Origin of the sequence: Cohnella lubricantis (assembly GCF_014212015.1) — a bacterium.
GTDB lineage: Bacteria > Bacillota > Bacilli > Paenibacillales > Paenibacillaceae > Cohnella > Cohnella lubricantis.
Genome location: NZ_JACJVN010000053.1, coordinates 14,032 through 35,230, shown reverse-complemented (window position 1 = coordinate 35,230; position 21,199 = coordinate 14,032). Strand labels below are relative to the sequence as shown.

Annotated in this window: 17 protein-coding genes; 3 read left to right on the top strand and 14 right to left on the bottom strand. The window is 56.7% G+C overall.

Annotated elements, in window-relative coordinates; translation table 11 throughout:
• Nucleotides 1-84: 84 nt before the first annotated feature.
• A complete protein-coding gene (locus H4Q31_RS13345; protein WP_185179559.1) occupies nt 85-1,611 on the bottom strand; it encodes a stalk domain-containing protein in 1,527 nt (508 codons plus the stop codon).
• A gap of 205 nt (nt 1,612-1,816) precedes the next feature.
• Between H4Q31_RS13345 and H4Q31_RS13340 the strand changes: the two genes are divergently transcribed.
• A complete protein-coding gene (locus tag H4Q31_RS13340) occupies nt 1,817-3,139 on the top strand; it encodes a DUF2515 family protein (RefSeq protein WP_185179558.1) in 1,323 nt (440 codons plus the stop codon).
• 32 nt (nt 3,140-3,171) lie between these two features.
• Here the strand turns inward: H4Q31_RS13340 and H4Q31_RS13335 are convergent, their stop codons facing one another.
• The 13 genes from H4Q31_RS13335 to H4Q31_RS13275 form a co-directional block, all read right to left on the bottom strand.
• Nucleotides 3,172-4,866, bottom strand: a complete 1,695-nt coding sequence (locus H4Q31_RS13335; RefSeq protein ID WP_185179557.1) for a putative polysaccharide biosynthesis protein — start codon at nt 4,864-4,866, stop codon at nt 3,172-3,174.
• A 9-nt stretch (nt 4,867-4,875) separates the two neighbouring features.
• On the bottom strand, nt 4,876-5,595 hold the full coding sequence (locus tag H4Q31_RS13330; RefSeq protein WP_185179556.1) for a ThuA domain-containing protein: 720 nt from the start codon (nt 5,593-5,595) through the stop codon (nt 4,876-4,878).
• A gap of 100 nt (nt 5,596-5,695) precedes the next feature.
• Nucleotides 5,696-6,175 (bottom strand): DUF456 domain-containing protein, encoded by a 480-nt coding sequence (locus H4Q31_RS13325; RefSeq protein ID WP_185179555.1) that lies wholly within the window; start codon nt 6,173-6,175, stop codon nt 5,696-5,698.
• Nucleotides 6,176-6,182: 7 nt separating this feature from the next.
• Nucleotides 6,183-6,929, bottom strand: coding sequence for a Cof-type HAD-IIB family hydrolase (locus tag H4Q31_RS13320; RefSeq protein ID WP_245347327.1), 747 nt, complete (start codon nt 6,927-6,929; stop codon nt 6,183-6,185).
• A gap of 165 nt (nt 6,930-7,094) precedes the next feature.
• Nucleotides 7,095-8,051 (bottom strand): ABC transporter ATP-binding protein, encoded by a 957-nt coding sequence (locus H4Q31_RS13315; RefSeq protein WP_185179553.1) that lies wholly within the window; start codon nt 8,049-8,051, stop codon nt 7,095-7,097.
• Nucleotides 8,048-9,061 (bottom strand): ABC transporter ATP-binding protein, encoded by a 1,014-nt coding sequence (locus H4Q31_RS13310; RefSeq protein ID WP_185179552.1) that lies wholly within the window; start codon nt 9,059-9,061, stop codon nt 8,048-8,050. Before H4Q31_RS13310 ends, H4Q31_RS13315 begins: the two co-directional genes overlap by 4 nt.
• A gap of 31 nt (nt 9,062-9,092) precedes the next feature.
• Complete coding sequence (locus tag H4Q31_RS13305) at nt 9,093-10,049, bottom strand: ABC transporter permease (RefSeq protein WP_245347326.1); 957 nt, start codon at nt 10,047-10,049, stop codon at nt 9,093-9,095.
• Nucleotides 10,050-10,053: 4 nt separating this feature from the next.
• The gene (locus H4Q31_RS13300) at nt 10,054-10,989 is read right to left on the bottom strand and encodes an ABC transporter permease (RefSeq protein ID WP_185179551.1); all 936 of its coding nucleotides are present in this window, start codon (nt 10,987-10,989) and stop codon (nt 10,054-10,056) included.
• Nucleotides 10,990-11,107: 118 nt separating this feature from the next.
• On the bottom strand, nt 11,108-12,811 hold the full coding sequence (locus H4Q31_RS13295) for a peptide ABC transporter substrate-binding protein (RefSeq protein WP_185179550.1): 1,704 nt from the start codon (nt 12,809-12,811) through the stop codon (nt 11,108-11,110).
• Nucleotides 12,812-13,255: 444 nt separating this feature from the next.
• On the bottom strand, nt 13,256-15,301 hold the full coding sequence (locus H4Q31_RS13290) for a peptidoglycan D,D-transpeptidase FtsI family protein (protein WP_185179549.1): 2,046 nt from the start codon (nt 15,299-15,301) through the stop codon (nt 13,256-13,258).
• Between the two features lie 177 nt (nt 15,302-15,478).
• Nucleotides 15,479-17,518: a peptidoglycan D,D-transpeptidase FtsI family protein gene (locus H4Q31_RS13285; protein WP_185179548.1), complete on the bottom strand. Its 2,040-nt coding sequence runs from the start codon at nt 17,516-17,518 to the stop codon at nt 15,479-15,481.
• 48 nt (nt 17,519-17,566) lie between these two features.
• Nucleotides 17,567-18,688, bottom strand: coding sequence for a transglutaminase domain-containing protein (locus tag H4Q31_RS13280; RefSeq protein ID WP_185179547.1), 1,122 nt, complete (start codon nt 18,686-18,688; stop codon nt 17,567-17,569).
• Nucleotides 18,685-19,119 (bottom strand): hypothetical protein, encoded by a 435-nt coding sequence (locus H4Q31_RS13275; protein WP_185179546.1) that lies wholly within the window; start codon nt 19,117-19,119, stop codon nt 18,685-18,687. Before H4Q31_RS13275 ends, H4Q31_RS13280 begins: the two co-directional genes overlap by 4 nt.
• A 297-nt stretch (nt 19,120-19,416) precedes the next feature.
• On the opposite strand from H4Q31_RS13275, the gene H4Q31_RS13270 reads away from it, so the two are divergent.
• Nucleotides 19,417-20,637: an MFS transporter gene (locus tag H4Q31_RS13270; protein WP_185179545.1), complete on the top strand. Its 1,221-nt coding sequence runs from the start codon at nt 19,417-19,419 to the stop codon at nt 20,635-20,637.
• A gap of 139 nt (nt 20,638-20,776) precedes the next feature.
• Nucleotides 20,777-21,139: a ribonuclease M5 gene (locus tag H4Q31_RS13265; protein ID WP_185179544.1), complete on the top strand. Its 363-nt coding sequence runs from the start codon at nt 20,777-20,779 to the stop codon at nt 21,137-21,139.
• Nucleotides 21,140-21,199 lie beyond the last annotated feature (60 nt).

Below are 21,199 nucleotides of genomic sequence, written 5' to 3'. Positions count from 1 at the left end.
AGGTACGGCCGAACATTTTCGACCTCATTATACGCCTTCCCCGCAGCCTGAACAAGGAACGCTAGCCGTACGGTTCGCCGTTCGTTACAGGTCTCTGGTCACGAAGAGCGCTTCGTCCCCGTTCTCATCCTTCGAGACGCTATACTCGGCCCCCATCAAGCCGAACAGATCGTCGGCATTCACATAACCTACTCCGTTCACGACGCGAACCTCATGCTTCAGCTGGAGCGGCCGTCCATTCACCTTGGCGGCATTCGTCCCAAGCTGCACTTGGAGCGTCCTCTGGATCGCTTCGTCCCGGAATTGAATGTATTTGCCCTTCCCGATGAAGGTGAGATCATAGATTCCGAAGTCGATAAGCGTCGGCCGCAGCGGCACGTAAATATCGCCGTTGTCGTCCGTAATATAATAGCTGGCCGTGAATTCTTGATCGTCAATCTCCAGATCGTTCTTCAGCAAGCCGTAGAGCTTGGAAGTCGGATCCATCTGGCGAAGCACTTCATAAGGCTGTGCCAGATAGAAGTCGAACAAGCTCATGGCGTTATCCGGAATGTCCGCCGCCGGCACTTCAACGTCACCGTTCACATTCCACGTCTCTTGCATGCTGTGGAGCGTTACGCCCTCCAGCGGGATCTCCGAGTCCTTGAACAATTCGGCGCCCAATCCGATCTCCAGATCGGACTTGCGGATATTCATCTCGCTGTCAATGAACAGATCTGTCTTAAATGTCAGTCCCTCGTTGAAAATCTCGTTCCATTCCGGCGACGACTTCTCCGCCAGCAATTGATCGCGAGCTTCTGCGAACGAGCCCATCAGCTCCTTCACGAATTCGTCGAGCTCCGTCTCCGTTGGAATCGCCTCTTCTGCCGTGAATCCGAACTCCTCCAGCACTTCCGGCGGCAGCGTCGTCGCTAACTGAATGACTTGCTGCAGCAGTTGCCGCAATCCTTCCTCATCCTTGGCGATCGAAGTCATGAACTCCGTGAGGAGGCCGCCCAGCTGTTCGCCGTTCAGCTCCGCATGAACCTTCGTCAGATTCAAGCTCTCGCCGTGAACCGATTCGTTCACTTGCTCGACGTTCATCACCGGAGGATTCGACACATGTCCGAAAAGGTACGAAGCCAGCTCGCCGGCAATCTTAGTAGCTGCCTCTTGATAGACCTCGTTATCAGCTTGATCCTCCTCAACCATAGGGAACAGGCCGCCGCCGCCCGACTGGATGACGATCGGCTGCTTGAACCCTTCAATCTGCAGCACCATAGAATCCGCATTCTGGGCAAGCGAGAACGGAATCGCGGCTTTGGCGAACGCGAGCTCCCCATTGATCGCTATATTGCCATCCTTATCGACCATCGCATGATCGCTCTTCAGCGTGATCGTACGGAACAGGTCCGCGATCTTGGCCGCCTCCGGATCCTGTTGCGCGAGCGCTTCGTCATCCCAGTCGAAGTGGAGCTCGAATGTGCTGCTGCTCTCCATAGACTTGACGCTTAATTGATTAACGATCATCTTACCTGGATCAAAGCCGCCGATTGATTGGCAGCCTACCAGCAGCGCCAGCATCAACGTTCCCAGGGCAAGTGCAATACGCCGCCATCCTTTGCGAGACATGAATCATTCCCCCTTAAGGTTCTCGGATACGTCTCCGTGAAGGATTCGCGATCCAAGTTAGAGTATTTCGGCGGGCGGTGGGAAATTCCTCCTATATGATCAATCTTGCAAGCAAGATCATTTAGACCTGCATGCCTAAGGATAGCAAGGGCCGATTCGGATATCCTTCCTGTAGGGATATTCCTCCACAGGAAGGGACTTATGGATGCATATGCAAGAGAAGAGTGCCAAATCGGCCAATCTGATCGAAGTCGCGATGAAGCTGATGAACGGAATACGCGGCAAGAGGACCGCCTTGTCCGGATCGCTTCGGCTGGCGCATCCGCGCGAGCCGCTGCGCATACGCAAGGAAGCCGCCGCCGCCGTCGAGACCAAGCTTCGGCAGCAGTGGCGCCGTGGCGGCAGGCCAACCTGGACGCCGCATGACGAGAACGCTTACGACGTTGTGGAACGCATTCGGAAGGAGACTGAGCGCCGCAATCGCAACAACGTAACGAGAACGGCTGCTTATTGGTCCGTGTTCCGCTCTTACCCGGAGCTTCATTGGGCGCTGCTCGCCCATATGGTCTCGCGCAACGGCGGCTGGTCCATGACGGATCTAAGAGGCGAGTGGCTGCCCAAGCTGCTGGATGCTCGAACGGCTGCAGCCGTCTTCCGGATGCTGGAGTCGTGCAACGCCCTGATCTTCCGCGATGCCTACCCGCAGCTGCGGCTGTATGAAGAGACGCGCCGAACCGGCCGGAACCTGTTCCCGCTGCTTCCCGCATTCGGTGTCTCCGCCTTCATGGCGCCGTTCTGGGAGCGATTCCGGATCGACGGCGATTCGGCGATGCTGACGGCCGCCTTGATCGTGAACGAGCAGCATGTGATCGAATGGCGAGTCGTTCAAGACCCGACCTACCGGGACGACGCTGCGATCGCGGCCGCTATGTTCAGCCAGCGGGTGCTGCAGCTGAATCAGATTGTCTTCCCGCTCGGCGCCCCTTCCGATGGCGGATCCGGGGGAATCCCGCGATTGGCCGGGCGGATTCTGGAGAGGTTCGATGATCTGGCAGAGCGAATCGCCTTCGGCAAAAGCCTGTATGCGATGCTGTACGCTTACCCGAAGGTGCTGAATGGCGTATTGGCGTTCGCCGAAGCGGTGCCGCACAGCGGGTCGCGGGCTGACTATTGGCCATCGTTGTTCACGGCGGATCAGGCGGATCAGGAAGATCAGGGGGTCAAGGAGGAGAGGGCAAGACTGAATTCTGTGCAAATTAAAGCCGGCGGCCGGCCCGATCATTCGGACCGCACCGCCGGCGGGAACGCTGGCACGCGATGGTTCAGCCCCAGGCTGGAGGATGCATGGGACGATCAGCCGCTAGGGCCGGTGAACGATTATGACTGGCTCGGATCCGACGGGCTTGCTTCGCTGCGCCACATGCGCAGCCTCCGCCCCCCGCTCGTCTTCGACATGACGAGCGAGCACGAGCTCGGCCAGCGGAAGCTGCAGGCGGCTACGCTGGCCAAGGACAAGCTGCTGCGCTGACACCATCCGCCAACGCTAAGCCGCGAGTCGCGTCACCCGTTCGCCCGGCTCCGCTGCAGCTTGGCGAACGGACGCATCAGCTTGCGTACGCGTGCCGGGTAGCTCTCGACGTCCTCCGCGCGGATGACCTTCAGCGCGAAGAGCAGCACCGGATAAGCGACGCAGACGAACAAGCCGATCAGGCAGATCGTGAAGAAGTAAGGCCATCTCCAGCTAAGCGGCTCAAACCATTGCAGCCCGAAGTAGACGAGAACAGCTCCCGCTGCAATGATGACCGCTAGAGCGGCTATGAAGCCCGGCCAACGATCGCCAAGAACCTTGATGCCGGTCAGCCTGCGGATCGTGACCATGTTCCAGACTGTTGCGAGGATGAAGCAGATGCTCGTCGCCGCGACCAGCCCGTAGACGCCGAAGAACGGCGTTAACGCGACGGACAGGACAAGCTTGACGGCTACACCGGTCAGCGTATGCCGCATCGCGGTACGCTGCTTCCCAAGTCCGTTCAGGATGGCATTCGACGTCATCATCGTAATCTGGAAGATCGTCCCTGCTGTTAGGAGGCCGACGATCGCGCTTCCCTCGCCTGATTTGAACAAGAAGCCGACGATCGCGTCGCTCTCCTCCGTCTTGAACAGGAAGTGGTCTACCGCATAAGCGCCGATCGACAGGACAAGCACAACAGGCAGGCCTGAGAAGACGGCGATCCGCATCGCAAGCCCGCCTTGCCGCTTCACTTTCTCATGTTCGCCTGCCGCGAATGCAGACGAGATGATGGGCAGCAGAGACGTGCTAAGCGCGACCGCTAGGACAGGCGGAATGCCCGCGATCGACTGGGCATTGTTGATCAGCACGTCCAGCCACATCTCGCTCAAGCCAGGATCAAAGCGCCATTGCGACAACGGAATGAGCAGTGTTTGGTCAATCAGATAAATGACCTGTACCGTCATGGCGGTCAGCAGAATCGGAATGGAGATACGAACGATAGCTTTATAAATATCTTGGGTTCGAGACAGTACGGGCGGTTCGCCGGGCTTGTACACATACTCCCGACGCCCGTCCACTGCCGATGCGGATTCGGTTCTATCGCTCGCCCGCAGCTTGTACGCATACCAGAGCATCACGAGGAATGCGGCAACGCTGCCAAAGACGCTGCCCAAGGCGCCGCCTGCGGCCATGATTCGGTTACTGTATCCCCAACCTAGCAGCGTATAGACAAGGCCAACCGCAACGACAACGCGGGCGATCTGTTCAACGATCTGGGAGATGCCTCCCGCGATCATGAATTGCCGCCCCTGGAAATACCCTCGCATCATAGCGATGACAGGGAACAGCAGCAGCGACGGCGCGATGGCTTGAATCGCCAGCGTCGATCCGGGCCTATCCGACAGCTCGGCATAGAACGGCGCAACGATCAGAAGCAGCACCGTCATGACGATGCCGGCAATGACGCCGAATCGTATCGCCGCCCGGTAGATCCGGTTCACTTCTTCGCGGCGGCCAAGCACGAGACGTTCCGACACCATCTTCGAGATGGCAGTCGGAATTCCTGCAGTCGCGAAGACTAGCAGCAGCAGATAGATATTGTTCGCTTGGCCGAAAGCGGTATTGCCTTCGTGGTCCATCGCATGCTGCAGCGGCACCCGTTGAAAGATGCCGAGAACCCGGGCGATCAGCGCGGTCGCCGCGAGTATAACTGTGCCTTTAATTAGCGAGTCTTTCTTCACCATGCTGATTAATCATCCCAACTTTTCGAGTGGCTGATGGTTCCCCCGTACCGGCTTGGCCGCGCCCGACGGAGCAGCCCAGCGGACGCCGTTAGCGATGACGCGTCGCACGAGCGGATGGTAGTAGGTCGGATAAGTCTCATGTCCCGGACGGAAGTAGAAGATCTTGCCTTGCCCGCGGTGGTAGGTGCAGCCGCTGCGGAACACTTCGCCGCCTTCGAACCAGCTGATGAACACGAGCTCGTCCGGCGCGGGAATATCGAAGTGCTCGCCGTACATCTCTTCAGGCTTGATCTCGAAGTATTCGGGCAAGCCCGCCGCGATCGGATGCGCCGGATCGACGACCCAGATGCGCTCCTTCTCGTTCGCTTCGCGCCACTTCAAGTCGCAGCCGGTTCCCATTAGCTTCTTGAATATTTTCGAGAAATGGCCCGAATGGAGCACGATTAGCCCCATACCGTCCATGACCCGCTGATGCACGCGTTCGACGATCTCGTCGCTCACGTCGCCGTGGGCCATATGTCCCCACCAGACGAGGACGTCGGTGTCGTCGAGCACTTCCTTCGTCAAGCCGTGCTCCGGCTCCGGCAAGGTGGCCGTCCGGACGGCGAAGCCGCCTTCTTGCTCCAGCCCGTCGGCGATCGCCTTGTGCAGGCCGTCCGGGTACACTTGGCGAACTTCCTCATGAATTTGCTCATGCTTGAATTCGTTCCAGACCGTTACTTTGATCATCGGACTCTCTCCTTTGTTGAATGATTACATAATTGGTGGTGGACGTGTTAGAAGTGAATCATGCCTACGATCGCTGTTTGTTCCCGTCAAAGTCTACTTCTTAAATCAACCAGATGAAGAACAGCACGATCATCGCGACTTGCAGGACGACTTTGACGACTGTGCTGGTGAAGAGGCCGACCAAGGAGCCCCAGCCGACTTTGAGCGCCCGGTCCATGGGGGAGCCGTGGATGAGCTCGCCTAGAAAGGCGCCTGCGAACGGGCCGACCAGCAGTCCGAAAGCGGGAATGACGAACGGTCCGATGATGACCCCGATCGTGCTCCCGACGACGGATGCTTTAGAACCCCCGAATTTCTTGACGCCCCATGCATTCACGACGTAATCGGCCACGAAGAGGACGACGACGATCAGCGTCTGGATCGTCCAGAACCAGAAGCCGAACGAGTGGAACGAGAAGAATAGTCCATATACGAAGAAAGCCGCGTAAATCGCCAGCGCTCCCGGCAGAATGGGATAGATCGCCCCTGCTAAGCCGACTGCGAACAAAGCGATGACGATCATCCAACCAATAATGTCCACTCGCTTCTCACGCCCTCAACACATACTGTTGGATGACCTGCGCCACCCCGTCCTCAAGATTGCCGCCGGTTACGACGTCAGCCGCCGCCTTCACTTCCTCCTGCGCATTGCCCATCGCCACACCGAGACCGACCGCCTTAATCGCTGCCAGGTCGTTCAGGCTGTCGCCGACTGCCACCGCTTCGGTCATGCTGCAGCCTAACAGGCGGCACACTTCGGCAATCGCCGCCGCTTTGGATACGCCTTGCGCATTCACTTCAATATTATAGGGAGAAGAGTTGCTGAGCTCCAAGCCTTCCCATTCACGAATCTCAGCCAGTATGCGGCCCAGCGCTTCTTCGTCTTCTGTGTAATAGCCGAATTTGAGCCATTCTTGCGCGTATGTATCCTCGACCCATCTATCTTTGTTGTAGATGCCTTCCGTCGAATAAGCCCAGAACCAGACGTCTGGATATCGTTGCGCTATCTGGTGCAGCCGCTCGATCTTCTCCCTCGCAAGCGTCGTTCGCTGATGCAGTTCATGCGGACGAGACCAGATCTCGCCTCCGTTGACCGTGATCATCGGCGTATCCAGCTTAAGCTGCTCCGCGAAGGGCAGCGCGCTTTGGAATCCGCGGCCAGTCGAGATACACACGGCAACGCCTGCTTCGCTTGCCCTGCGAATCCATTCCTCATTGACCGCGCTAATCTCGCTTCGATCGTTTAACGTCGTGCCGTCCAAGTCCAAAGCGAGAAGCCGGTATTTCCCAGCCAATAACAGCCACTCCTCTCTGCCCAGTTGCATTTGCTACACTTCGCTATTCTATCACAATTAGGGGAGGAACACATTTGGGGAGGAACACATTTGCTCTCGCCACCCGTGAGCAATAATAAAACAACCCGAGCGGGCAAAGCCGCCGGGTTGTTCGGTCGAATCTTATTAAGCATAATGGCATGCTGCCAAGTGTCCCGGGCGCGTCTCGCGCAATTCCGGAGCTTCTTGCGCGCAGCGTTCCGTTGCCGCCGGGCAGCGAGTCCGGAACGGGCAGCCGCTCGGCGGGTTGATCGGACTCGGAAGATCGCCCTGCAGCACGATCCGTTCCTTCCGTCCTTCGTCCTCGATATCCGGAACCGGAATCGCGGACAGCAAGGCGGTCGTGTACGGATGCTGCGGATTGGCATACAAATCTTCGCTCTTAGCAATCTCTACGATCTTGCCCAAATACATAACCGCGACACGGTCGCTCATGTACTTAACCATCGACAGATCGTGCGCGACGAACAGGTACGTCAGATCCATCTTCTTCTGCAGATCCATCAACAGGTTGATAACCTGCGCTTGAATCGATACGTCCAAAGCGGAGATCGGCTCGTCGCAGATGATGAACTTCGGCTCGACTGCCAGCGCCCGCGTAATGCCGATCCGCTGGCGTTGTCCTCCCGAGAATTCGTGGGGGAAGCGCGAAGCGTGCTCGGCGTTCAAGCCGACCAGCTCGAGCAGCTCCTCGACACGGCGCTTGCGCTCGGCTCTGCTGCCGGCCAGGCCGTGAATGTCCAGCGCCTCGCCGATGATGTCCAGAATCGTCATCCGCGGGTTAAGAGATGCGAACGGATCCTGGAAGATCATCTGCATGTTGCGGCGCTGCGCCTTCATCTTCGACTTCGACAGCTTCGTCACTTCGACGCCGTCAACCGTGACGCTGCCGGCCGTCGGCTCGTACAAGCGAATAATCGTCCGGCCGGCCGTCGACTTGCCGCATCCGGACTCGCCGACAAGACCGAGCGTCTCGCCTTGCTTGATCGAGAAGCTAATATCGTTAACCGCCTTCAGTATGCGGTTATTCCCAACGTTAAAGAATTTGCGCAAGCCTTGGACTTCTACGAAATTGTCACTCATGCGGATTCCTCCTTGCCCATGCCTGCACCTTTAGCCGCACGAGGATCCTGGAGCCAGCAACGAACCATCTGGGTCTCGCTGATCGTGGTAACTTCCGGAGCTTCCGTAGCGCAAATTCGCATCGCATCTTCGCAGCGGCTGCAGAAGCCGCAGCCTTGCGGCGGCTTGATCAGGTCCGGAGGCGTACCGTGAATCGGAATGAGCGGCTCGTCCTTCGATTGGTTAAGACGAGGCAAAGATTTCAGCAGCCCCTTGGTATAAGGATGCTGCGGGTTGCGGAAGATCTCTTTGATCGTTCCGGTCTCCACAACTTGACCTGCATACATAACGATGACGCGGTCGCACACATCGGCGACAACGCCCAAATCATGGGTGATCAGAATGATGGAGGTATTCATCTGCTTCTGAAGATCCTTCATCAATTCCATGATCTGCGCTTGGATCGTCACGTCGAGAGCGGTCGTTGGCTCATCGGCGATCAGGAGAGCCGGATTGCACGCAAGCGCTATCGCGATCATAACCCGCTGGCGCATACCGCCGGAGAAGTTGTGCGGATATTGCTTAAGGCGCACCTCCGGATTCGGAATGCCAACCATCTTCAGCAATTCGATCGCCCGCGTCTTGGCGGCGGAATGGCTCAGCTTCTGATGCTTAACCAGGCCTTCCGTAATCTGGCTGCCGATGGTCATCGTCGGATTGAGCGAAGTCATCGGATCCTGGAAGATCATGCCGATCTCGTTGCCGCGCACCTTGCGCATCTCTTTCTCGGATAAGGACAAGAGATCACGGCCGTTAAACATGATCGAACCGTTCTTGATCCGGCCCGGCGGCGTTGCGATAAGCCGCATCACCGTCTGCGCCGTCACGCTCTTGCCGGAGCCGGATTCGCCTACGATGGCGACAGCCTCTCCTTCGTTAACCGTGAAGTTGACACCGCGGATCGCTTGCACTTCGCCGCCGAATACGTCGAATGATACGGATAAATCTTTCACTTCAAGAATGGGTCTCATTGAGACAGGTCCCTCCTTCCCGAATGGTTGTTTATTTCTTCATCTTCGGATCGAATGCGTCGCGCAGTCCGTCACCGAATACGTTCAATGCAAACATCGACACCGCGAGGAACAGAGCCGGGAACATAATACGCCATGGATAAGTCGTCATGGCCTGTCTTCCGTTATCGATCATCGTACCCCACGAAGCAACCGGCGATTTAACGCCCATGCCGAGGAAGCTCAGGAACGCTTCCGTGAACATGGCGCCCGGAATGGTGAGGGTCAGCGTAACGAGAATCGGACCCATCGCGTTCGGGATGAGATGACGGAAAATAATCCGCATCGAGCCGGCGCCAAGCGCCTTCGAAGCGAGTGCGTACTCTTGGTTCTTGAGCCGCATAATCTCGCCGCGGACGATCCACGCCATGTTGATCCAGCCGGTAATCGACATCGCGACGATAATCGTCGTTAAGCTTTGCGGCATGACGACCATAAGCAGAATAACAACGAGCAGATAAGGGATGGCGTACAGAATCTCCGCTATCCGGTTCATCGTCTCGTCTACTTTGCCGCCGAAGTAACCCATGATGCCGCCGTAGACGATACCGATGACCAAGTCGATCAACGCAGCCGCAATACCGACGAACAGCGAGATTTGCGCGCCCTTCCACGTTCTGACCCACATATCGCGTCCGAGATCGTCGGTGCCGAACCAGTGCGCCCAGCTTGGAGGCTGGTTCGCATTGGCCAATTCATTGGCAAAATAGTTATAGCCGGTAATCAGTCCCGTCACCCAAGGGGCGAAGATAGCCATCAGCGCAATCGCGATAATGAAATACAGACCGACCATGGACAGCTTATTCTCATATAAGTTCCTACGGATGTTCTGCCACGCGGTTAAGCTCTTGCGGACGATTCGCTCGCCGCCGTTCTGATCGCGGCCAATCTTCTCGAATGGATTCGAGCCGGCGCCTGGCGTTACATTAACGTTCATTTCTTGAGACATCCGCTTATTTCCCTCCTCTTCCGACAGAAGTTCTCATGCGAGGATCAACGAGTGCGTAGATGATGTCGGCTATGAATCGGGATGCGATCAGGAGAACCGCATAGAACACCGTCGTACCCATAATGAGCGGATAGTCTCTATCCGTAATACAAGACACGAAGAACTTGCCCATGCCCGGAATGGCAAAGATTTGCTCAATAATGATCGAACCGGTAATAACGTTAGCCGCTAAGAATCCGAGGTACGTAATAACCGGCAGAATCGAGTTGCGCATCGCATGCTTCCAGACGATGATGTGCCCGGACAAGCCTTTGGCTTTCGCCGTCTTGATAAAGTCAGAGCTTAAAACTTCAATCAGCGTCGAACGAATCAAACGGGCGATAAACGCGATCGAGACGGATGACAGCGTAAGGGTAGGCAAAATATAATCAAGCGGTTCTTTCAATCCAGTGACGGGTAACAAGCTTATTTTGACAGACAACAGGTATTGAAGCAGCGGTCCCAAGACCATGCTGGGAATCGCCAATCCAATGACCGCTAGAATCATAGCCAAGTTGTCCAGGAATTTGCGATGGTATAGGGCCGCGATAATGCCGAGCGCACAGCCGGCCAACACGGAGGTTACTATCGACACGAGACCGAGCCTAAGCGAGTACTTGAAAGATTGGGAGATCATTTTGTTAACCGATACGAATCGCTTTTTCATAGAGACGCCTAAATCGAAATGAGCCAACTTCTTCAGATACATGAAGTATTGCGTGGTGATCGGTTTGTCCAGGCCATAATAAGCTTCCAGGTTCTTCTGAACAGCTGCGCTCGGCGCCTTCTCCGACTGCAGCGGGCTTCCGGGAACCGCATTCATCAATGCGAAAGTGGTCGTGACCAGCAGGAACAGGGACACGAACATAAATACAAATTTCTTGGCAAGATACCCAACCAACCAAACTCACCTGCCTTGTGTAGAATAGGTTTACAGGAAGAAAGAGGGTATATATAGAGTTTCTATATATACCCTCAATACTCACTCTTACTTCGATGTTATATCTCGGGAGTTACTATTATTGTTGGATATCGCCGTAAACCCAGTGCAGGTGACCGCCGTAGTCGGATTCTACGCCAGTGATGCCCGGCTTAATCTCCGTTACCGTCGTGTAGTAGTAGAACGGCAGTACAGCAGTATCGTCAGCCATGGCAATCTTCTCGGCTTGTGCGATCAATTCCATGCGCTTCGCATTGTCGGTCGTCATCAGCGATTCGTCCAGCAGCTTGTCTACTTCAGTGTTGCTGTACTTACCGTTGTTGTTGCCGGACTTCGAGTAGATCAGGTCATACGTGAAGTTGATCGGATCATTGAAGTCTGCACCCCAACCAGCGCGAGCGATGTCGAACTGTTGAGCGGAACGGGTCTCAAGGAAGGTGCCCCATTCTTGGTTCTGTACGTCTACTTCTACGCCAAGAGCCGTGCGCCACATATCGGCAGCAGCTTCAGCGATCTTCTGGTGGCCTTCATCCGTGTTGTACAAGAGCGTGACTGGAGGCAGCTCGGACATGCCGAGTTCATCCAGACCTTCTTGGAGCAGCTTCTTCGCTTCTTCTACATTCGTCGAGCCGAAGCTGGTATCCGGATACAGTTCGCGGAACTTCTTGCCGCCGTCGCCCGCGATGCTCGGAGGAACAAGGGCGTATGCCGGCGTTTGGTTAGCCTTCGTGATGTTATCGATGATCGATTGACGATCGATAGCGAGCGAGAACGCCTTGCGGATCTTGGCGTTGTTGAACGGCGCTTTGGTCGTATTGAACTCATAGTAGTAAGTGGAAGCAACCGGTTGTACTTGAGCTGCTCCGCTTGCGATATCTTGAGCGGTATGGTCGGTCGGAACCGAGCCAGCTTGCGCGCCGAGCCAGTCGATGTCGCCGGCTTGGAATGCGTTGTATTGGGTGTTCGCGTCATCCGTCAACGGAGCGATGCTAACCGTATCGAAGTGGATGTTCGCCGCATCCCAATAGTCCGGGTTCTTCACGAGCGTAAGGTGGTCGTTGTGCTCCCATTCCTTCAGCGTGAAGGCGCCGTTGGTAACGATCGTGGAAGCTTCGGTAGCCCACGCCTCATCCGCTTCAACAACCTTCTGGTTCTCAGGCCAGTAGGAGTTGTGAGCCGTCAAGCTCACGAAGTAAGGAGTCGGGTTCGCCAGTTTAACTTCAAGAGTCTTCTCATCCAATGCTTTGACGCCTACATCGTCTGCAGAACCTTCGCCGGCGTTGTATTCCGTGCCGCCTTGAATGTAGTACAGGAAGTATGCATAGTCAGAAGCTGTCTCCGGAGCCAGCGTACGCTTCCAAGCGAACTCGAAGTCGCTAGCCAGTACCGGATCGCCGTTGCTCCACTTCAGGCCATCGCGAAGATGGAACGTGTACGTCTTGCCGTCTTCCGAGATGTCCCAGTTGGTTGCTGCGGCAGGCTGCGGTTCGCCAGCGGCATCCAATCTAGTAAGACCTTCGAACAGGCCTTGTCCAACGATAATAGATTGTGCGTCTTTCAGAAGAGATGGATCCAAGCTAGGCGGTTCCGTCAGCGAGAAGCGGAATTCCTTCGGTTCGCCCGAGGACGTGGCACTCGCCGATGCGCTCGCAGAGCTCGAAGCGCTGGGAGAACTTGAGGATGAAGCATTGTTGTTGTTGTTAGAGCATGCGACAAGCGCAGTGCCGACGAGCGCAACTGCCATCGTCGTGCCGAAGACTTTCTTGAACATGTTCACTGTCATTGCTAAACCTTCCTCCCCTTATCATAAAAAAATAGGTCCATCCTCATTTGCGATCTGTAAAATTGATTAATCTTACCCAAAGAGGATGAATCATTACGATATTACCAGCATAGCGTAATATGCGCAATATAAATGTTATATCCATGTCACAAAGTATATTTGCCATGTTATGATTTGTGACATGGTCGAAGCCAACCGTTAAGTTCACTGTCATGCGAAATTTCGCTAAATTAGCTGAATAATCTACATGCAGCGAGAATAGAAAGAGACTGCGCGCTGTCTTCGAAGTTGACCAACAGTGCAGTCTCTATATTCTACTGTTTTTATCGAACCTTGTCACCCATCAATTATTCGATTAAGAGCGAATTTTTTGATAGATTCGCCGAGAGGCGGCTGCGAGGCCGGCCGCAAGCGCGCCGGCCGTTGAACACTGCCAATAACATCCTACAATCCGAACGCCAACGAAGTCTCCGGAATTGCCGCTGGCTGACGCGGTCCCGCGTCGGTCAACCCGACAGCGGCATCGTACGCATCGAAGATCTTGCGCGCGATCGGAGCCGCTCCCCATCCGCCGTAGCCGCCGTCCGGCACGACGACGGCCACCGCCAGCTTGGGCTTCTCGGCAGGCGCGTAGGCGATGAATACCGCGTTCTCGACGAATTCCCGCTGGCCGACGCCCTTCTGCTGGGACGTGCCCGTCTTCCTTCGGAAGGTGTAGTTCGTGTTCTCGAAGCCCTGAACGCCTACCTGATCCATACCCTTCTCAATCGTCTCCCAATACACATCAGGGAAATCCACGGTGCTCAGGACATTCGGCTGGAAGGAAGCCACGACGTTGCCGTCCGAGTCCGTACGCCGCTCAACGAACTGCGGCTGCATCCGCTTCCCTCGGTTGGCAAGCATCGAAGCGTACTGTGCTAACTGCAGCGTCGTGTACTTGCCCTGTTGGCCGAACGACGCATAGATCAGCGCCGACTGCGCGCTGCCGCTCTCCAATTCGTGGTAGTACTCGATGGTGCCCGAGCTCTCGCTCGGCAATCCGCTCTCCGTCTTGACGCCTAATCCGAACTGCTTCATATAGCTGTCCCAGATGTCAACGCCTTCGTCGCCGTCCCTATAATAAAGCGCATTGCCCACATTCGCCGCCATGAACGCGTTGGAGGATTTGGCAATCGCCATCGTCGGCGTCAAGCTGCCATTCGCGGCTCGGCTTGCGTTCTGGACTTCCGTCTCGTAGCCCTTCGCTCCGAATGCGAAGTAGCCGGGGTCGGTCCACCGTGTGCTCGGCGTTATGAGCTTCTCGTTAAGACCAACCAAGATCGAGAGCGGCTTCTGCGTAGAGCCGAGCGGAACGAGCGATGTGGGGTGCTGTGCCCGTTCCTTCGAATCCGTGTATGGAGGATAGACTTCCCTAATCGTGCCGTTCGCGATGAATGGCATAATCTGGTTCCACGTCTCCGTGCTGACGCCGCCCTGCCAGACATTCGGATCATAATCCGGCATGCTCGCCATAGCAATCACCTTGCCCGTATCCACTTCCATCGCCACCGCATACCCGGTCGTCGGCTGCGCGTCCTGAAGCTGCTTGGCCGTCGAATGCTTGATTTGCTCGATCTGCTTCATGATCGCATCCTGCGCCTCAAGCTGCACTGCCCGATTGATCGTCAGATACAGGTTCTGTCCCTTCACCGGCTTCGTCAGCTGCATGCCGCCGACGATCTTGCTCATGTTGTCCACCTCGTAGGTCTTGTAGCCGTTCAAGCCGCGAAGCTCTGCCTGATACATTCGCTCGAGCCCATCGATGCCGACGTCCTCCAAATCGAGATACTCCAGAGCGGGATCGTCCTGCTCATCGTTGATCGTCTTATAGAAGTCGATATTCGCCTTCGCGCCCTGCATCTTGTTCATGTAGCCGACCAACTGCACGGCGACTCGGTCAGGGGAATACTGCCGGATACTCTCTTCGACGATATCGAGATCCTTGAACTCATCGCGGTGCTCGCTCAGATAAGCGACTTCCTTCTGCGTTAAGCCAGACTTAATTCGCCGCTGCTCATAAGGATTGTGGGTGCGGCCGTTCAAGTCCATCTTCTCCACTATCTGTTCCGGAGTCATCTGGCCTGCGGAGGCATCTCCATACTGCATGAAGACAGCTGCAATTCGGGTAGCCAATTCAAGTGCGTCCTCCGGCTTCACTTTTGACCTTAACGTGTAATACAGCGACTGCGTCGACGCCGAATAAGCGATCGGCCGGCCCTCAGAATCATAGATATTCCCGCGGATCGGCGGGATCGGGACGCTGTCTGTCGTCAGAATGCTCTTCTTGGACTTCAACTCGTCCGCCTCCACGAATTGCAGGACGGCGAGCCTAACGATTAGCATCGAGAACAACCCGAATGTGATAAAAAAGAATAAATTCAGCCGGAAGCTGAAATTCCGGCGGATGCGAAGCTCCCTCTTCTGCGCCTCTTCTGCCTTGCGATCGCTCATAACGCCTCCCGTCCGAGCCGGTCCTATCTGCCGCCCTATCTGCCAAACCTATCCATCAACCATTCTACCATTTCTGGTTGTCCGGAGGAAACAGCGACGGCAAAAAGAGGACGCCCGTCCACCATATTTATGGCATTCGAGCGTCCCCTTATTCACTCTTGCATGGCTAAAAACAGCTTACGGATTCACAGCCTCCACATTCGTTACGCCGCTGTTCGCAGGCTTCTTCGGGCCAGCGTCCGTCAGGCCGACAGTCTCGTCGTAAGCATCGAAGATCTTCCGCGCGATCGGAGCCGCTCCCCATCCGCCGAAGCCGCCTTCTGGAACGACGACGGCGACCGCAAGCTTCGGGTCTTCGGCGGGTGCATACGCGATGAACACCGCATTCTCGACCAGGCCTCCTCCGACGTCCTGCTGGGATGTTCCCGTCTTCCGGTTGAAATTGTACGGGAAGCCGTCGAAGCCTTGAACGTTAACCTGCGACATGCCCTTCTCGATCGTCTCCCAATAGACATCGGGGAATTCGACCGTATTCAGCACTTCCTTCTGATAGGATTGTACGATGTTGCCGTCCGCATCCGTAATATGATCGACGAACTGCGGCTTTAGCCGAGAGCCGCGATTCGCCAGCATGGTCGCGTATTGCGCAAGCTGCAGAGCCGTGTACCGGCCTTGCTGACCGAACGAAGCATAGATGAGCGCAGATTGCGCGCTGCCCCGCTCCGCCTCGATGAAGTAGTTGATCGAGCCTTTGGATTCGCCGGGGAGACCGCTCTCCGGCGACACGCCGAGGCCGAACTCCTTCATGTACTTGTCCCAGATGTCCAACCCTTCCTTGCCGTCGCGAAGGTACAGCGCATTGCCGATCATAGCCGACATGAAGGCGTTGGACGACTTCGCGATCGCTCTCGATGCCGTCAGCAGTCCATTCGCTTCGCTCTTCGAGTTGCGCACCCGGGTCTCATAGCCCTCGCGTCCGAATTCGAAGTAGCCTGGATCGTAGAACGTCGACGTCGGCGTAATCAGCCCTTCGTTCAACCCCAGCAGAATGGAGAGCGGCTTCTGCGTCGATCCCAGATTGACGAGCGAGGACGGGTGCTTCAAGCGCTCCTTGTCGTCGGCGTAAGGCGCTTGCACTTCGCGGATCGCACCGTTCCCCATGTAATATTGGATCGCTTCGTAATCCTTCTGGCTGATGCCGCCTTGCCAGATGTTGGAGTCGTAATCAGGCATGCTCGCCATAGCGACGACCTTGCCCGTCTTGACCTCCATCGCCACTGCATAGCCGGTCCTGGCATTCGGCGCGCGTTCCGCGGCGATGGTAGATGTGCGAAGCTTCTTCAACTGCTCGGTGATGGCGCTCTGCGTTGCCAGCTGCACATCCTTGTTGATCGTCAAATACAGGTTGTTGCCTTTAACCGGCTTGGTCAATTGCATCGGACCAATGATCCGGCTCTGGCTGTCAACCGGATACGTCTTAAGGCCGTTGCGGCCCCGCAGCTCGTCCTGATACATTAGCTCGAGGCCGTCGAAGCCGACCTCCTCGCTGTCCAGATACTTAAGCGTCGGGTCCGTCTGGCCTTCGTTGATGTCCTTATACTTATCCAGCGACATCGCGCCGGACAGCTGCTTCATGTAGCCGACCAGCTGAACGGCGACCTTGTCCGGGCTGTACTGCCGAATGCTCTCCTCAACGATATCGATGCCGTTGTATTCATCGCGATGCTCGCTGAAATACGCGATCTCCTTGTCCGTCAGGCCGGATTTGATCCGGCGCTGCTGGAACGGCAAATGCACCTTGCCGCCAAAGTCCATATCGTCAAATACTTCTTCCGCCGTCAAAGCCGGCTTCGTCTTATCTCCATATTGGTCGAATACCCGGACAAGCTTCTCCGCGAGCGCCTTGCCTTCCTCTTCCTTCGTGCCAGGTTCAAGCGTGTAGTACAGAGACTGCGTCGATGTGGAGTAGGCGATCGGCTCGCCGGCGGCATCGTAGATGTTGCCCCGGATCGGCGGAATGGACACATCCCGCGTCGCGATCTGATGCTCCTGCTCCTTGAACGACGAGCCCTGGACGAATTGAAGATAAGCCAGCCTCACGATGAGCAGCGAGAAGACAAAGAAGGTTAGGAAAAAAAACGAGTTCAAGCGGAAGCTGAAGCTTCGACGATTGCGAAGCTCGCGCTTCTGCGCCTCTTCCGTGCTGTTGTTGCTCACGCTGTTGTTCCTCCTGCTGTAAGTTCATGCTAGTAGGATAAAGGCTTATCAGGCTTGCCGAATGTGCGTATCCGTGAAGTTCGGCGGATCGAACCAATCGCCCGCCCGCGCCCAGGTCGGATCCAGAGGAACCCATGATTCCCGCTCCGGCAGATAGACTTCATTCCAGGCATGCGCGCCATAGCCGCCCATGCCGTCGGAACCGAGCCCGGTCACGACGCGGACCTGCAGCCCGACGGACCTGGCCATCGCCGCATATAAGCGGGCGTAATCAATGCAGACACCCTTGCGGGTCTGGAACGTGTCCTCGGGGCTCTGCTCCCGCCACTCGTTCCGCTCCTCGTAAGCCATCACCTTGTCATCATCATAGACGATTCGAGTGCCCACCCAGTTGTATAATGCGCGCGCTTTATCTTCCGCAGACTCCTTGCCTTCGGTCACCTGCTCTGCGGCAAGGACGATATCAGACGGCAAATCCGCGTCTATGACGTCATAACGCTTCTGCCAGAGCAGATTCAGCTCGCCTTGCATCTGTCTTGCGAATACCGGCAGTCGCTCCTCGATAAGCCTCCCGGCCGCTGGCTGAATGACCTGAGATGCTGCCTGTTGGTACAAGCTCGACTCCGCCACATAATGAACGAACGGCGCCTTAGGGAACAAGGCGCAATACCCGAACAACAGCGCCGTTAGCAGCAGCGCTCTGCCGCAGCCGAGCGCGGCGCCGATCAAGCCGCCGAACACGCGGCTGATGGAACCGCCTGAAGGCACGATAGCCATCGGCGCCGCTCCGACTTTGATGAGGAGCGAACTGAACGCTCCCAGGACAGCGCGAATCGCCGTGTATCCGATCAAGAACAGCACCGCGAACCGCAGCAGCGGCAGATCGCGAATGCCGGAATAAGCCGTATACAAGAATTGAACAATAGCCGAAGCATCCGCCTTCGGCTGAATCCATGGCCGCTGCGCCAGCCACTCCTGTACTCTGGGCGAAGCTGCGGCGGCCGCCCAAGCCGCAAGCGCGATGGACGCAAGCGTCATCGCCGCTCCGGCGACGAAGAGGAACAGACGCTTCGCGGAACCGTTCGCTCCTCTCCACACGCCCTGCAGCATCGATACCGCCACAACGGCGAGCAACCCCAAAGTGATCAGGTTCGTGTCAAGCGAACTCATTGCGAAGCTTCCCGCGCCTGAACGACAAACTCGCGAACGGCTCCTTCAAGCGGAACCGCCGGGAATGTGACGCCGCGGTAAGTGACCTTCACTTCGCCGGAATTCGGGACGCCCGACAGCGTCAAGTTGTTGGAGGTTACCGTGTAGGTGCCGTCCTCGTTCAGCGTGTACTTCGCGTCCGCTGCTTCTCCTGCCATCGAGGCGATCGCTTCGTTCAGAAGGGCCGAAGAGACTTTCGAGCCGACTTCCTTCAGATCGTTAATGCTGTATCCCCCATAGACAGCCAAGCCGACGACAATCGCGGCGACCAGCACCCACTTCGTCAGCGTCTTGACCAGCTTGACGATTACAATCATCGCCACGATGGCAACAACGATAATAATCCAATGATCGATGGCGAATTGCTTCCAAGCCTCGAAGTCGAGGTTCATTCCATCTCCCCCATAGCTAGCGAATAACCCTACTCTATTATACTTTACCTTTTTGCGTCGAGTAAAACCTATTAGAACTCCAACATTTTCAATCGAATTTAGCGGCTCCTCGCCGTCTCTGAATTATATCCGTCTTATTCACGCCTTATTTGTCGAAAATGCGGCATATCTCCGCGGCGGCGAAACGTTCGCGCATATGAAGAGCTTGTTCAACGTACAAGTAGGATAGACAAGACAGGAATCGCGCAAGCGCCGACTCGCTCGCCAAGCTCCTGTCATCATGGAGGTGCGATACCGATGAAGACGGCTGTCTGGCTCTATCTGTTCCTATTCGTCGCGATGTTTGATCTTCACGCCCAATACCCGATGCTGACCCCGTTCGCCGTCTCGCTTGGCGCCGCGCCTTCCTTCATCGGGCTCGTCATGGGAATGTACTCGCTCACCCACCTGCCAGGCAATCTGCTCGCCGGCTACGGCGTCGACCGCTACGGCAGCCGCTACTTCATCGCCGCAAGCTTGGCGGGCGCAGGCATTCTGCTCATTCTTCAATCGAGAGTGACCGATCCCTGGCATCTGCTCTATATCCGCTCCATCAGCGGGTTCGTTCTGGCGTTCCTATCGCCGGCGTGCTTGTCTCTGCTAGCCAAACTGGCCAAAAATCACATCCAGCAAGGCAAGCTGATGGCCGGCAACGGGCTCGTTCATACGATCGCTTCCGTCGTATCGCCGGCGGCCGGCGCCTGGCTGGCGGCCAGGATCGGCTTCACCGAATCGTTCCTGATCCTTGGCTGGATTCTTCTCGCGACCGGCATCTCTTCGCTCTGGTTCGTTCGCGAACCGGCCATGCCGCAGAAGGCTTCGATGGAGCCAAGTTCTACCTCCGCCGCGGAGAGCCGACGAACGTCAGAATTAAGGCTGCCCGCTGAATCCGCCCGCAAGGACGAAGCGCCGGATCGGTTCCCTTGGATCGTCTTCCTGCTGCCCGTCGCCGTCGCCTGCTCTCAAGGCATTCTCGCCTTCGAGCTCCCGTTCGAGGCTTCTTCGCCGGATCAATTGATGGATGCCGGACTTCTATTCTCCGTCATCAGCCTGGGCTCCCTCTCAACGCTGGCCTTGTTGTTCCTGCAGCGTTACCTGCCATACGCGCGCAACGTCGCCGGCCTGCTGCTCGCCGCCCTGGCTTATTACGGGATTGCGGCCGGATGGCCGGTTCCCTTAATGGCGATGCTGTTCGTGATCGGCATGGCCAAGGGCATCATTTTCCCCGCGATGACTTCGTTCCTGCTTCAGCTAAGCGGTCCATCCCGGTTCGGGCGCACGTTCTCCTTCTTGTCCATCGCGATGTCGATCGGCTCGTTCCTCGGTCCGGTTCTTGCCGGCGCCTCCCGCAGCCGCTTCTCACCGTACTTCATCGCCTTCGCCGTGCTCATGACTGCCCTGGTCGCGCTAATGCCTCGTCCGGTCTATTCCAAAGGCTGGAACGCCGGAGCGGACTTGACGCCTCCCTCCGGCCACTAACTCGCGTCCGCCACGGGCGCTCCCTCATTCCGCTAGGGCGGATAATAGGACTCCGGCTGGTTGTGGTACAATAGAGATCTCCAAGCAAGCCGGCAACCGGCTTCGCGATCTCTCCGCAGCCAAGGAGGATATCGACTGGATGGACAACGATATCGTGATTATCGTCGAGGGCAAGAACGACAAGAGCCGCCTGGCCCGCGTGCTCTCATCCGACGTTCCGATTCACTGCACGTTCGGAACGCTGAATACGGAGAAGCTCGAGGCGCTCCGCAAGACGGTCGGCGACCGGCAAGTATATCTGTTCACCGATCCGGACGCGTCCGGGCGGCGGATTCGCGGCGTGCTGCGGGACGCGTTCCCCGATGCGGAGCATATCTATACGCGCCGCGGCTACAACGGAGTTGAAGGCACGCCGGAGGAGTACTTGATCCAGCAGTTGGAGAAGGCCGGGCTGGAGGAGTACATTCTGTACCCGCCGCCGTCATCCGGCTGGCCGGAGTGAACGCCGGCTGACCATCAAATAAAGAGGCGAGTCTGTTGAAGACGGCTTCGTATCACAGTT